We start from the raw sequence: 13,855 nt of genomic DNA, 5'->3' as shown, positions 1-13,855 counted from the left end.
CGCCGCGCCCGCCAGGCTGGGCGCTGTCGCTGACCGCCGCGCGCCGCTTTATCCTGGGCGATGCCGGCAGCGATATCGCCGCCAAGCTGGTGGCCCCGGCGGCCATGATCGAGCGGGCGCTGGTCACGCTGGCCACCGGGCGCGGGCTCATGCTGGTGGGCGAGCCCGGCACCGCCAAGTCGCTGCTATCGGAGCTGCTGGCGGCCGCCGTCAGCGGCACCTCCACGCTGACCATCCAGGGCGGGGCCTCGGTCACCGAGGACCAGATCAAGTACGGCTGGAACTACGCGCTGCTGATCAACGAGGGCCCGAGCCAGCGCGCGCTGGTGCCCGCGCCGCTGTATCTCGGCATGCAGCAGGGCCGCATCGTGCGTTTCGAGGAAATCACCCGCACGCCGCTGGAGGTGCAGGACTGCCTGCTGGCCATGCTGTCGGACCGCGTGATGGCGGTGCCGGAGCTGGAAGGCGCCGCCGGCATGCTGTACGCGCGAGAAGGCTTCAATATCATCGCCACCGCCAACACGCGCGACCGCGGCGTCAACGAGATGAGCGCGGCGCTCAAGCGCCGCTTCGATTTCGAGACGGTGTTCCCGATCCTGGATTTCCAGCGCGAGCTGGAGCTGGTGGAGCAGGCCTCGGCACGCTTGCTGGCGCGCAGCGGCATTCCCCGGCGCGTGCCGGAGCCGGTGCTGGAGTTGCTGGTCACCACCTTCCGCGACTTGCGCGGGCAGGGCACGCAGCCGCGCCGCAACGCGGATGAGGGCGGCGCCGAGCGCATGAGCGCGGTCATGTCGACCGCCGAGGCCGTGAACGTGGCGCACGCGGTGGGCGTGCGGGCCTGGTTCCTCGAGCAACGCGATGGCAGCCCGGCTGACCTGGTCGATTGCATCGGCGGCACCGTGGTCAAGGACAACGCCGACGACCGCGCCAAGCTGCGCCGCTATTTCGAACAAAAGGTCTCGCGCCGCGCCGGATCGCACTGGCAGGCCTATTTCGCTGCGCGCGAGCGCCTGCCTTGATGCGCCGCGCATGCCCAGACCGATGACAGCATCGAGCCCCATGCCGCACGCCGAGCCGCATGTGATCGGCGTGCGTCACCACAGCCCCGCCTGCGCGCGCCTGGTGGCCGAGCGCATCGACACGCTGCGGCCGTGCTTCGTGCTGATCGAAGGGCCGGCGGATTTCAACGCGCGGCTGGCCGAGTTGCACCTGCCGCACCGCCTGCCGGTGGCGATTTTCAGCTACCTGTCGGGCCCTGGCGCGCAGCGCGGCTCGTGGACGCCGTTCTGCGAGTACTCGCCGGAATGGGTAGCGTTGCAAGGCGCCGAGCGCATCGGCGCGCAGGCCCGCTTTATCGACCTGCCGGCCTGGCACGATGCATTGTCCGGGCGCACCAACCGCTACGCCGACGCTGACGATGATCATCACGCCGAGCGCGCCGCGGCCTACGAGGCAGCGCTGTGCAACGCGCTGTGCATCGACGGCCGCGACGCGCTGTGGGAGCACTTGTTCGAGAGCGAGATGCCGCTGCCGGCGCTGGCCGCCGCGCTGGATACGCACTTCGACCAGTTGCGCGGCGACGATCCCGGCTCCCCCGCCAATGCCGAGCGCGAGGCCATGATGGCGCGCTGGATTGCATGGGCCATGGGCCAGGCGCAGGGCGCGCCGGTGCTGGTCGTTTGCGGCGGCTATCATGCGCCCGCACTGCGCGGGCTATGGCGCGAGCATGCCGGGGTGGCCGGCAGCGAGCCCCCTGCCGTGCCGCAGCCAGAGGTAGCCGCCGACGTTGAAGACGGCGCACCGCCCGTGCGCAGCGGCAGCTACCTCGTGCCCTACACCAGCAAGCGGCTCGACGCCTTCGCCGGCTATGCCTCTGGCATGCCGTCGCCGATGTACCAGTCCTGGGTGTGGCAGCACGGCAGCGCCGAAGCCGGCAAGCTGGCCCTTGCCCAGGCCATGCGCCGCCTGCGCGAGAAGAAGCTCCCCGCGACCACCGCCGATCTCAAGGCCTTGCACGCGCATGCCCACGGCCTGGCGATGCTGCGCGGCCATGCCCAGCCCTTGCGCTGCGACTGGCTCGACGCCAGCGCCGCCACCCTGATCAAGGACGCTCTCGACGCGCCGCTGCCGTGGACCTATCGCGGCCCGCTGCTGCGCGGCACCGATCCCGTGCTGGTCGAACTGATGGACGTGCTGGCCGGCGACCAGGTTGGCGTGCTGGCGGCTGGCACGCCGCAGCCGCCGCTGGTCGATGCCGTCGACGCCGAACTGGCCGCGCACGGTATCGTGCTGCTGCCGGGCCGTCCGCTGCAACTCAAGCTGGACTTGCTGCAAGCCGCCGACCGCGAGCGCAGCCGCAGCCTGCACCGGCTGCGCATCCTGGCGTTGCCGGGGATCCAGCGCGAGCGCGGCCCGTCGCTGGCGCTGTCCGGCGAGCGCGAGGAGCACTGGCGGCTGCTTGGCTCGCTGGAGCAGCGCGCTGCGCTGATCGAGGCCGGCGCCTATGGCGCCACGCTGCACGACGCCGCACGCGCCCGGCTGGAAGAAGCGCTGCGCGGCGCGGCGGGCAAGCTGGCCGCGCTGGCCGCGCTGCTTAACGATGCCGCGTTCGCCGGGTTGCCGGAAGCCGGTGCCAACTCGCTCGCCGAACTAGCCCGGGCGGTGGGCGCGGCCTCCCGCTTCGAGGCGCTGGGCGAGGCGCTGGGGCTGCTCCATGCCTTGCTGCGCCATGGCCAGGTACTCGGCATGGCCGGCGCGCCGGTGTTGCATACGGTAGTGGTGGCCGCGGTCGAGCGCGCCCTGTGGCTGCTCGACCTGCCGGGACAGGTGGCCAGCGCCGAGCAGCAGGCACACCTGCTTACCTTCCGTGCGGTGCGCGATGTGGTACGCGACGTGCGCAACGGCGCGCTCGACGATGGCCAGCCGCTGCCCGCGCTCGATCCGCAGCGCGCCCTGGCTGTGTGGCGCCGCAAGGCGCGCGACCCGCAGGCGGCGGCTGCCAGCCGTGGCGCGGCGCTGGGAGCGCTGGCGAGCCTGGATGAACCGGCTGCGCCACAAGACGGCGGTGGCGACAGCGTCGCGGGCGCGCTGCACCTGCTGGCGGGCTTGCCGCCGGCCAGCCTCGGCGATGCGCTGGCCGGCCTGCTGGCACTGGCGCGCGATGTTTTGACCGATGCCGGCGGGTTTGCCGGCGGGCTCGACGGCCTGCTGCAGCAGTTCGATGACGAGGCCTTCGTGCAGGCGCTGCCCGCCATGCGCATGGCCTTTGCCTGGCTGCCGCCGGCGGAGCGCGGCGCGCTGGCGCGCCAGGTGCTGGCGCTGCGTGGCGGCGAAGCCTATGGCGAGCGCGCGCTCACCGCGCCGCTCGGCGCGCACGATCCCGTGGACATTGCCGCCGCGCGCTTGCTGGAGGTCGCCGTGACGGCGCACCTGCGTTACTGGGGCGTGCCCGTCGGCGCGGTCCCCGATCCCAACCCGAAGCCCACCGCGCCATGAGCCTGCACCTGCCCGATCCCTTGCAACGCTGGCGCCTGCTGTTGGGCGAGGCCGCGCAGCCCGCGCTGGGCGAACTCGATGCCGACGCCGCTGCGGCCGACGCCGCGCTCGACTGGCTCTATGGCCGCGACCCCGAGCGCGCGCGGCGCGGCGAGCGCACCGGCAGCGGCGGCGCCTCGCAACTGACCACGCCGGACTGGATCAACGAAATCCACCGCCTCTTTCCGCGCGAGGTGATCGAGCGGCTGGAGCAGGACGCCGTGGAGCGCTACGGTATCGACGAAGTGGTCACCAATCTCGAAGTGCTGGAGCGCATCGAGCCGTCCGAAGCGCTGCTGCGCGCGGTGCTCCACACCAAGCACCTGATGAACCCCGAGGTGCTGGCCGCCGCGCGCAAGCTGGTGGCCGAGGTGGTCCGGCGCATCATGGAAAAGCTGGCCACCGAAGTGCGCCAGGCCTTCGCCGGCACGCGGGACCGGCGGCGACGCTCGCGCGTGCGCATCGCCGCAACTTCGATCTTCGCCGCACCTTGCGTGAGAACCTGCATCGCTGGGACCCGCAGCGCGGCAAGCTGTTCGTGCAAGCGCCGGCATTTTTCAGCCGCATGCGCAGCCATGCGCAATCGTGGGACATCATCCTGCTGGTCGACCAGAGCGGCTCGATGGTGGACTCGGTGATCCATGCCGCGGTGATGGCCGCCTGCCTGTGGCAGTTGCCGGGCATGCGCACGCGGCTGGTGGCGTTCGATACCGCGGTGGTGGACCTCACCGCCGACGTGGCCGATCCGGTTGAGTTGCTGATGCGCGTGCAACTTGGCGGCGGCACCGATATCGCGCGGGCCGTGGCCTATGCCCAGGCGCAAATCGCCACGCCGGCACGCAGCATCGTGGTGCTGGTCAGCGATTTCTACGAGGGCGGCAGCGACCATGAACTGGTCCGTCGCGTCAAGACGCTGGTCGGCGCCGGCGTGACGGTGCTTGGCCTGGCCGCGCTGGATGCACGCGCCGAGCCGGTCTACAACCGCGAGCTGGCGGCGCGCCTGGTGCGCGAAGGCGCCCACGTGGCGGCAATGACGCCCGGTGAGCTGGCCGCCTGGCTGGCCGAGAAAATCTCCGGCAAGGCCGGCGGGCAAGTGCCCGGAGGGCTGGTCGCATGAGGGCAGACCGCGCCGATCTCCTGGAACTGACGCCCGAAGCGCTGTTGGCGCTGGCCAACGCCGGCTTCGTCAAGCGTGCGCAGAAAGAAATGGCCGAGGGCAAGGCGCCCGAGCTTGCACAAGAGGCCGATGGCACCCTGCATGCCGCGTACGCCGACGGCACCCGCACCAGCCTCGCCGCGGGCCGCTCGCTGCGCGATGCGGTCTGCAGCTGCATTGCCTCGGGCCTCTGCCGTCACCGCATCCTGCTGGTGCTGGCTTACCAGCAGGCCTGCAGGAATGCGGCCAGCGCGGCGCAGCCGGCGGGCGAGGGCATGCAGGCCAGCGTGGAGGAGGGCGGTGGCGGTACGCCCGTCACCACGCCCGCAGGGCTGGCCGGTGGCCCATGGTCCCCGGCGGATTTCGACGACGCCGCCTTGCAAGCCGCGTTGCGCCCGGCCACGCTGCGCCAGGCCGCCGAGCTGGCCCGCGCGCGGCCGGTGGCGCGGCTGGCCGGCTGGCGCGTGGCGGCCCCGGTGCCCACCGCGCACCTGCCGATGTGCACGGTGCGGTTTTTCCGGTGCGGTTTTTCTCGCGCCACAGCCTTGGCCACGCGCGTTGCGATTGCCACGAGGGCAGCAGTTGCGCCCACGTGGCGCTGGCGGTCTGGGCCTTTCGCGTTGCGGCCGGTCGCCATCGTGGCCAGGTCGATGCCACCGTGGAGATCGCGCCGCCAGAGCCGGATGACGCCACTGCGGATGCACGCCAGGCCGATGCCGAAACGCTGCGCGCCCTTGCCGCCGCGGCCGATGCGCTGGCGCGGCAACTGTGGGCCGAAGGCACGGCCCAGGCCCCACTGGCGCTGGCCCCGCGCCTGGGCCTGATGCGCAGCCTGGCCGCCGATGCCGGTGCGGCCTGGGTCAGCGCCGACGTCGACGCGCTGGCGGCGCAGCTCGATGACCAGCACACCCGCAGTGCCCGCTATGACCCGCGCCGCCTGCTGGAAGCGCTGGCGTGCCTGCAAGGCCGGCTGGCTGCCGCGCGATCGGCCGATAGCGCCAGCGCTGCCGGACCGGCCGGCGGGCAGCCCAGGGCGCTGCTGCCGGCGCGCCAGATCCTTGGCCTTGGCGTCAAGGGCGAAGTCGCGCTCGACCACCTCAAGCTGGTTTCGCTGGGCGCCACCATGTGGGACGACGGCGACCATCCCGATGCGACCTGCGGGGTCTCCATCGCCTTCGCGGACCCCGACACCATGGGCGTCCTCGCGCTCGAGCGCAGCTGGCCCAGGGCGGAGGGCGCCGCGCCGCCGGTGCCGCTGGTGCAGCGGCGCGTGGCGGGCAATCCGATGGGCCGCCTGGCCGCCAGCCAGGTGGTGACGCGCGCGGCGCGCCGCCGCGCCAATGGCTTGCTGGAGATCGGCAGCGCCGCGCGCCAGACCAATGTGCTGCCGCTCTCCGCCCAAGCCTGGAACGACCTGCGGCCGCCGCTGGCCTTTGCCACGGTGGCGGCATTGCGCCAGCACCTCGCGCAAGCCGCGCCCGCCTGCCTGCTGCCGCGCCAGGCCATCGGGCACCTGCACGTGCTGGACGTGATGGCCGTGGAGCAGTGGGGTTGGGACGCCGCCGCGCAGACCTTGCACGCCAGCCTGCTCGACACCGAAGGCCAGCACTGCCTGCTGCGCTGCCGCCACGGCAGCGGCGCGCCCGGCGCCGTCGACGCGCTGGCAAGCCTGCTGCGCATCGCCATGGCGGGAGGCGACGCCATTCAGCGCGTGGCGGGCACGGTGCGCGTGATGGGCGGTGCCCTGGAAATGGAGCCGCTGGCCCTGATGACCCAGGCCCGCGCCGTGGTGCTGGCGACCGAGCCAGCCAGCCCCGGTGCCATGCCGGCCTTCGTCGTGCCGGCACCGGCGCCGCATGCGGCGCTGGCCGGCACCGCGCTGGCGCTGCTGGCGCAGTGGCTGCGCCAGGGCTTGCGCAACCAGCGTCCGGCCGCGCTTGAGCGAGCTCGCGAACTGGCCGCGGCGATGTCACGCGCTGGGCTGGTGGAGACGGCGCTGCGTATCGAGGCGGCGCTGGAGGGCGTTGGCGGCGGGCCGGATGAAAATACTGGCTCGCGCTGGTGGGTAACGCATGACTGGAACACACCGGCCCTTTGACGGTCTATGACTTACACCCGCGTTACAATGCTGTGGTGCACCATCGGCGTCAGGTGGCTGGTTTGTCATCATCCGCGCCGGTTTGGCCCTTGTCGCTTCACCCCAATTCATGCGATTCCTGCTGCTCTTGATTACCGCCCTGTGCTTGTCCGCGCTGTCCTTCGGGGCAGCGGCGAACGCGCACGCCGGTATGTCGGGGGCCGCACTTGGCCAAGTTAGCGCCGAGCAGCTGATATCCGGGCCGGCGCTTTCCCGCGCCCTCGACGAGCTCGGCGGCGGTGCCGACCAGGAGCGCGTCGTGGCGCCAGGCGACGATGGCCTGGCGGGCGAAACGATAGCAGCCGCGGTGGCGCAGGACGATCCTCCCGGTTACTGCGAGATCTGGTCCGCCGACCTGCTCGACCCGCTCGACATGCTCGACGAGATCGAAGAATCCAGCGCGCTCTTCGCGCTGCCTACCATGCGTGTTTCGTTGCCTCCCGACGAGATCGCGCAACCGCTGCCTGCACGCCCGGATCCTTTGCCCGCGGCGTTCTTCAAGCCGCCCATTTCCCTGATCTGACAGCCCTGGCAACCCCGGCGCGCCATCGGCGTGCCCGGGCTGCGTTCCTCTTGCCTGGGCGCCTTGGCCCGATCGCGTCCGCGATCGCTGGCTGACCGTTGGCGCGCGCTTCTTGCGTGCGCCGGCGGCGGGCGCGCAGCCGTTTCGCCTGCCCCCTCTTGTCATGCAGATCAAACAGATCACTATGTTTTCCATGGTGGCGTTGCTGTCGCTTGGCGCCCACCCGGCGCTTTCGGCAGAGACGTTCACCTTGCCGCAACTGCTGTCCCTTTCGCAGTCCACCAACAAAGGCGTGGAGGCGGCGCAGGCCGGCGTCGATGCCGCCAGCGCCGCTGTCACCAGCGCGCGTGCCTATCCCAACCCGCAGGTCGAGGTGATGTACGGCCGCCTGTCGCCGCGCACCGCCGGGGTGACAGGCGGCGCCGCGCCGACCATGGCCATCACCCAGAAGCTGGACTATCCGCAGCAGCGCAAGCTGCGCGCGGAGATTGCCGGGCGCAGCCTGGAGGCCACCGAAGCCGGTCGCCAGGCGTTCCGCGCGGACCTGGCGGCGCGGGTCAAGACGTCGTACTTCGACGTGCTGCGGCGCGAGATGGAGCTGGCCGCGGCCAAGGAAGACCTGGCGATGATGCGGCAGATCCAGGACCGCGCCCGCCTGCGCGTGGAGGTCGGCGAAGCGCCGCGATACGAGCTGATCAAGGCCGAGACCGAGCTGCTGAGCGCGCAGAAGACGCTGCAGAGCGCCCAGTTGCGCGTCAACCAGGCCAAGGCGGCGCTGCGCCAGCAAGTGGGCGGCGCCATGCCGGCAACCTATTCGCTGTCCGGCAGCCTTGCCCACCCGCCCGCGCTGCCGGCCCTGCCGATGCTGCGCGACACGCTGACCGGGACCAATGCGGAACTGGCCCAGCGCCGCCTGGAGGCGGACCGCGCCAACCTGGCCGTCGACTACCAGCGCGCGCTGCGCCTGCCTGAGCTGGCGGTGCGCGCCAGCGCCGAGCGCCAGCCGGACAACACGGTCTCGCAGGTTGGCTTGGTCCTCGGCGGCCGCGCAGGCGATCCAGGCCCGCACGGCGCTGGAAGCCCGCGAATTCGAGCTGACGCAGGAGCTGGAATCGGCCTACCGCCAGTACGAGATCACGCAGTCGCAGGTGAGCGCGCTGGAGGGCGGCATCGTGCGCCAGGCCGAGTCCGCGCTGGCGGTGGCTGAGTCGGCCTATCGCTTCGGCGAGCGCGGCATCCTGGACTACCTCGATGCCCAGCGCGTGCTGCGCGGCGCGCGCAGCGACCTGATTGCCGCCCAGTTCGAGCAGCAGGCAGCCACCATCCAGATCGAGAGGTTGTTGTCGAGCGTGCCCGGGCAGACCGCGGCACCCATGGCCCCGCCTTCCGCACCCGCGGCCCCCTCGGCACCTACAGAAACCAAATAAGCATGCGCCCCCATTTTCTACTTTCCCTGACGGCAACCGCAGTCCTGCTGTTTTCTCTCGCTGGCTGTTCCGATGAACCCGCACCGGCCGCCGAGCCGCCCAAGCAACCGCCCGGCGTGGTCAAGCCGGAAGAGACACTGCAAAAAGCCCTGAAGGTGGCGCCGGTCGCGACCAGCGCCTTCAGTGAAGTGCTGCGCGTGTCCGGCCGCATCGATTTCGACGAGCAGCGCGTGGCGCGCATCGGCGCCAGCGTGACCGGCCGCGTGACGGATCTCTACGGCATCCTGGGCCAGGAGGTCAAGGCTGGCCAGGTGCTCGCCCGCCTGCATAGCAGCGAACTGGGCGCGGCCCAGATGGCCTTCCTGAAGGCCGAGGCCCAGACCGAGCTGCAGGTGCGCAACGCCGAGCGCGCGCGCCAGCTGTTTGCCGCCGACGTGATCGGCCGTGGCGAGTTGCAGCGCCGCGAGAGCGAGCTGGCCATTTCCTCAGCCGAGATGCGCGCCTATCGCGACCAACTGCGCGTGCTTGGCATGTCGGCAGCCGCGGTGGCGCAACTGGCCAAGAGCGGCAGCATCGATTCCTACTCGCCGGTATTTTCCAGCATCAGCGGCACCGTGGTGGAGCGCAACGTAGCGCAAGGCCAGGTGGTGCAGCCGGCCGATGCGCTGTACACCGTGGCCGACCTGTCGCGCGTGTGGGTGGTGGCCGAGGTGCCCGAGCAGCAGGCCGCGCTGGTGGCCGAGGGCCAGAGCGTGGACATCGAGGTGCCGTCCCTTGGCAACGGCGCGGGCCAGAAGCAGATCACCGGCAAGCTCATCTACGTGGGCCGCACCGTGAATCCGCAAACGCGCACCGTGCTGGTCCGTACCGAACTGGAGAACCGCGAAGGGCGCCTGAAGCCGGCCATGCTGGCCAGCATGCTGATTGCCAGCGCTCCGTCCCAGCAACTGGTGATTCCGGAATCGGCCATCGTGCGCGACGGCAACGACGAACTGGTCTACGTGGAGCAGGCCGGCGGCCTGTACCGCCAGGCCAAGGTCAAGCTGGGCGCCGAGAGCGACGGCATGCGCGTGGTGCAAAGCGGTGTGAAGGCGGGCGACCGCATCGTGGTGGACGGTGCCTTCCACCTCGATAACGAGCGCAAGCGCCTGGAACAGGGGTAATCGATCATGCTGAAATCCCTTGTGGAAGCCGCCATCAAACAGCGGCTGGTAGTTTGCGTGCTGGCGGTGGTGCTGTTCTTCTTCGGCCTGCGCGCGGCGACCAAGCTGTCGGTGGATGCCTTCCCCGATGTCACCAACGTGCAGGTGCAGATCGCTACCGAAGCCACCGGCCGCTCGCCGGAGGAAGTGGAACGCTTTGTCACCGTGCCGGTGGAAATGGCCATGACCGGGCTGCCGGGCCTGGAAGAAATGCGCTCGCTCAACAAGGCGGGCCTGTCGCTGATCACGCTGGTGTTTACCGATGCGACCGACGTCTACTTCGCCCGGCAACTGGTGATGGAGCGGTTGATCGAGGTGGCAGGCCGCATGCCCGAGGGCGTGACGCCGGTGCTCGGCCCGGTTTCCACCGGCCTGGGCGAGGTCTACCAGTACACGCTGGACCGCGCCGACGACGGCAAGCGCGCGCTCACGACCGAGGAGCTCTCCGAGCGCCGCATCGCGCAGGACTGGGTGGTGCGCCCGCTGTTGCGCTCGATCCCGGGCGTCGCGGAAATCAACTCGCAGGGCGGCTTTGTGCGGCAATACCAGGTGCTGGTCAACCCGGACCGCATGCGGCATTACCAGGTCACGCTGCAGCAGGTCTACCAGTCGCTCGCGCGCAATAACGCCAACTCCGGCGGCGGCGTGCTGCCGCATTACGCCGAGCAATACCTGATCCGCGGCGTGGGCCTGGCCCGCGGCGTGGAAGATATCGGCAGCATCGTGCTCAAGGAGGTCTCGGGCACGCCAGTCTATGTGCGCGACGTGGCCAACGTGACCATCGGCCATGAAGTACGGCAGGGCGCGCTGGTCAAGAACGGCGAGACCGAGTCGGTCGGCGGCATCGTGATGATGATGCGCGGTGGCAATGCCAAGGAAGTGGTGAGCCGCGTCAAGGCCCGCGTGGCCGAGATCAACGAGCGTGGCATGCTGCCGGGCAAGCTGCAGATCGTGCCGTACTACGACCGCAGCGAGCTGGTGGACTCCGCGTTGTGGACGGTGACCAAGGTGCTGCTCGAAGGCGTGGTGCTGGTGGTGATCGTGCTGTTCCTGTTCCTCGGCGATGTACGCTCGTCCGTCATCGTGCTGGCCACGCTGGTGCTGACACCGCTGATGACCTTCATGGTGATGAACCAGGTGGGCCTGTCGGCCAACCTGATGTCGCTGGGGGGGCTGGCCATCGCCATCGGCTTGATGGTGGACGGCTCGGTGGTGGTGGTGGAGAACGCGTTCGAGCGGCTCGGCCATCGCGACACGAGCGGCATGACCAAGACCGAGATCCTGGTCAAGGCGGTGCAGGAAGTGGCCACGCCGGTGATCGTCGGCGTGGGCATCATCATCCTGGTGTTCCTGCCGCTGATGACGCTGACCGGCATGGAAGGCAAGATGTTCGCGCCGCTGGCGTTCACCATCTCGATCGCGCTGGCGATTTCGCTGTTCCTGTCGCTGACGCTCTCGCCGGTGTTGTCGTCCTACCTCCTCAAGGGTGGCGCGGAGCACGATACCTGGCTGATCGCCTTCATGAAGCGCCACTACCTGCGCATGCTGCACTGGGCGCTGGACAATAGCCGCAAGACCGTGATCGGCGCGGTGGTGGCATTCATGGCCACCGTCGCCATCGTGCCGCTGCTGGGCACCTCCTTTATCCCCGAGATGAAGGAAGGCTCGATCGTGCCGGCGCTTGACCGCGTGCCCAACATCTCGCTGGAGGAGTCGGTCAAGCTGGAGATGGAAGCCAACAAGCTGGTGCTGTCGGTGCCGGGCGTGAAGTCGGTGGTGTCCGGCGTGGGCCGTGGCGAAAGCCCGGCCGACCCGCAGGGCCAGAACGAATCGACGCCGATCGCCAGCCTGAAGGACCGCGATGAGTGGCCCGATGGCTGGACCCAGGACGACATCGCCAACGCCATCCGCGACAAGCTCAAGGCCATCCCCGGCGTGCAGATCGTGATGGCGCAGCCGATTTCCGACCGTGTCGACGAGATGGTCAGCGGCGTGCGCTCGGACGTGGCGGTGAAGGTGTTCGGCGACGACCTCGACAAGCTGCGCGACCTGGCCGGCGAGATCGCGCGGGTTGCCGGCGGCATCAAGGGCTCGCAGGACATCCGCATCGAGCGGATCTCCGGGCAGCAATACCTGTCGATCGAGATCGATCGCCAAGCCATTGCGCGCTACGGGCTCAATGCCTCCGACATCCACGACATCATCGAGATCGCCATCGGTGGCAAGCGCGCCACGGACATCTTCGAAGGCGAGCGCCGCTTTGCCGCGGCGGTGCGCCTGCCCGAAGAGTTCCGCGACAACGTGCAGGCCATCCGCCAGCTTCTGGTGGCCACGCCCAACGGCGCCCAGGTGCCGCTGCAAAGCGTGGCGAAGATCGAAGTCACCGACGGCCCCGCCCAGATCAGCCGCGAAATGGCCAAGCGCCGCGTGGTGGTGATGATCAACGTCAAGGACCGCGACCTTGGCGGCTTCGTCGCCGAACTGCAGCAGGCCGCGCAGAGCAAGGTCAAGCTGCCGGAAGGCTACTACCTGGAGTGGGGCGGCCAGTTCCAGAATATGGAGCGCGCCATGGGCCACCTGAAGATCATCGTGCCGGTCACCATCGCCGCGATCTTCTTCCTGCTGTTCCTGCTGTTCAACTCCGTGCGCTTTGCCACGCTGATCATCACCGTGCTGCCGTTCGCCTCCATCGGCGGCATCATTGGCCTGTTCGTCACCGGCGAGTAAGTTCGCCCTGGTTGCGAAAGTCTAGCCTGCATTTCTGCAAGATCTTCCCTGCCGGAAACGGGTCAGTATTCGCGAAACTGGTACGAAGGCCGACACCGGAGAGAGAGAGGTCGGCAATGTCCAGCTTCAGAACCTGGTCATCAGGCGTGCGCAGCTCGCAACGATAGCCCATGGCGGCGTCCGGGCGTGCGCGGGGGTGACGACGGCGTTCAAAATGGTAGAGCTGGGCCGGGAAGGCCGCGGCGCAGGCCATGCCGCCCTGATACCTGATGGGGTAGGGTCTTTCGATGACGAAGCGGATCTTGACATCGCGCAGCAGCGCGGAAACGGCAATCTCGTCCGATGTCAGCAGCAAATCCCGCTCTGCTTCCGTGCGGCATCCGTCGAAGATGAAGGTACAGCCGACAGGGTCAACCTTCAGCAATGTGGTGGTTATCCTGTAGCCGTCGCGCGTGCGTAGCCTGACAATGCACTTCAGCCAGGCAAGATCGAGCAGCACGGCACTGATCTGCATGGGAAGGGTGAGCCGGTGGCGGGCATCGGGCTGGAGACCGTCTGGCGCTTGCGTGCTAGCGGCCTGGCGCTTGGCATTGGCGGGTTCGAGGCTCACGGATTCCTTCAATAAATTGAGAATCGATGAGGGCTGCGTCTCGATTCCGGCGGCGCCATGCGCAGATGTGCGGGCAGCCCGTCGGGCGCGGCAGGGCGTTTCCCGATGTGGAATAACGGCAGAAAATGGCGAGACTTTAGCCCATTTCCTTATACAGAAGTCATGGTTCTTCCCGCAGTGCCCGAATAGCGGGTGCGCCGTCCATGGTTCGCCGCATGCCGATCCAGATTGTCTTGGCGCCAGGTTCACCATCGCTCTTGCGCCCAGGAAACCCACCCAGGGACGCCCATGTGCGATAGCTGCAGCGCTTCGAGCCTGCGGCTGGTCTTCAGGACATGGGGTTCGCCAGGCCAGCAGATCCTGTGACACGGAATCACCCCATGCGGTGCTGACGCGGAGCCGCAGGCGCGGTCTGCAGCCGTGCGAAAGAACCGCGCAAGGTTGGGAAGAATCTCCCCCAATTTCAGGAAATTTCCTAAGCACGCCGCACTTCGCAGCGCGAACACTCTAGGTTTGGTTGCAAGTCACTCTCAGTCGCG

At 69.2% G+C, this 13,855-nt stretch carries 7 protein-coding genes and 3 pseudogenes; 8 read left to right on the top strand and 2 right to left on the bottom strand.

Annotation, left to right across the window (positions count from 1 at the left end; genetic code table 11):
• The first annotated feature begins 89 nt into the window (after positions 1 to 89).
• The 8 genes and pseudogenes from OR16_RS13060 to OR16_RS13025 form a co-directional block, all read left to right on the top strand.
• Positions 90 to 1,019 (top strand): ATP-binding protein, encoded by a 930-nt coding sequence (locus tag OR16_RS13060; protein ID WP_237717046.1) that lies wholly within the window; start codon positions 90 to 92, stop codon positions 1,017 to 1,019.
• A gap of 40 nt (positions 1,020 to 1,059) precedes the next feature.
• The gene (locus OR16_RS13055) at positions 1,060 to 3,495 is read left to right on the top strand and encodes a DUF5682 family protein (protein ID WP_006158429.1); all 2,436 of its coding nucleotides are present in this window, start codon (positions 1,060 to 1,062) and stop codon (positions 3,493 to 3,495) included.
• A 529-nt stretch (positions 3,496 to 4,024) separates the two neighbouring features.
• The gene (locus OR16_RS45670; protein WP_237717045.1) at positions 4,025 to 4,651 is read left to right on the top strand and encodes a VWA domain-containing protein; all 627 of its coding nucleotides are present in this window, start codon (positions 4,025 to 4,027) and stop codon (positions 4,649 to 4,651) included.
• 697 nt (positions 4,652 to 5,348) lie between these two features.
• Complete coding sequence (locus OR16_RS13045; RefSeq protein WP_050982959.1) at positions 5,349 to 6,788, top strand: hypothetical protein; 1,440 nt, start codon at positions 5,349 to 5,351, stop codon at positions 6,786 to 6,788.
• Between the two features lie 109 nt (positions 6,789 to 6,897).
• Positions 6,898 to 7,350: a hypothetical protein gene (locus OR16_RS13040; RefSeq protein ID WP_006158427.1), complete on the top strand. Its 453-nt coding sequence runs from the start codon at positions 6,898 to 6,900 to the stop codon at positions 7,348 to 7,350.
• Between the two features lie 193 nt (positions 7,351 to 7,543).
• Positions 7,544 to 8,777: pseudogene (locus OR16_RS13035) on the top strand (TolC family protein).
• Positions 8,778 to 8,779: 2 nt separating this feature from the next.
• Positions 8,780 to 9,940, top strand: a complete 1,161-nt coding sequence (locus tag OR16_RS13030; protein WP_006158426.1) for an efflux RND transporter periplasmic adaptor subunit — start codon at positions 8,780 to 8,782, stop codon at positions 9,938 to 9,940.
• 6 nt (positions 9,941 to 9,946) lie between these two features.
• Positions 9,947 to 12,703 (top strand): annotated as a pseudogene (locus tag OR16_RS13025) (efflux RND transporter permease subunit); the annotation flags it as partial.
• Here the strand turns inward: OR16_RS13025 and OR16_RS13020 are convergent.
• The gene (locus tag OR16_RS13020; RefSeq protein ID WP_006158424.1) at positions 12,693 to 13,316 is read right to left on the bottom strand and encodes a flagellar brake protein; all 624 of its coding nucleotides are present in this window, start codon (positions 13,314 to 13,316) and stop codon (positions 12,693 to 12,695) included. The pseudogene OR16_RS13025 and the gene OR16_RS13020 overlap by 11 nt on opposite strands.
• A 160-nt stretch (positions 13,317 to 13,476) precedes the next feature.
• Positions 13,477 to 13,599, bottom strand: a pseudogene (locus OR16_RS43485) (IS4 family transposase); the annotation flags it as partial.
• Positions 13,600 to 13,855: the final 256 nt, after the last annotated feature.

This window comes from Cupriavidus basilensis OR16, assembly GCF_000243095.1.
Classification (GTDB): Bacteria; Pseudomonadota; Gammaproteobacteria; order Burkholderiales; family Burkholderiaceae; genus Cupriavidus; species Cupriavidus basilensis_D.
The sequence above is the reverse complement of the archived record's forward strand: the minus strand, read 5'-3'. Positions and strand labels throughout refer to the sequence as shown.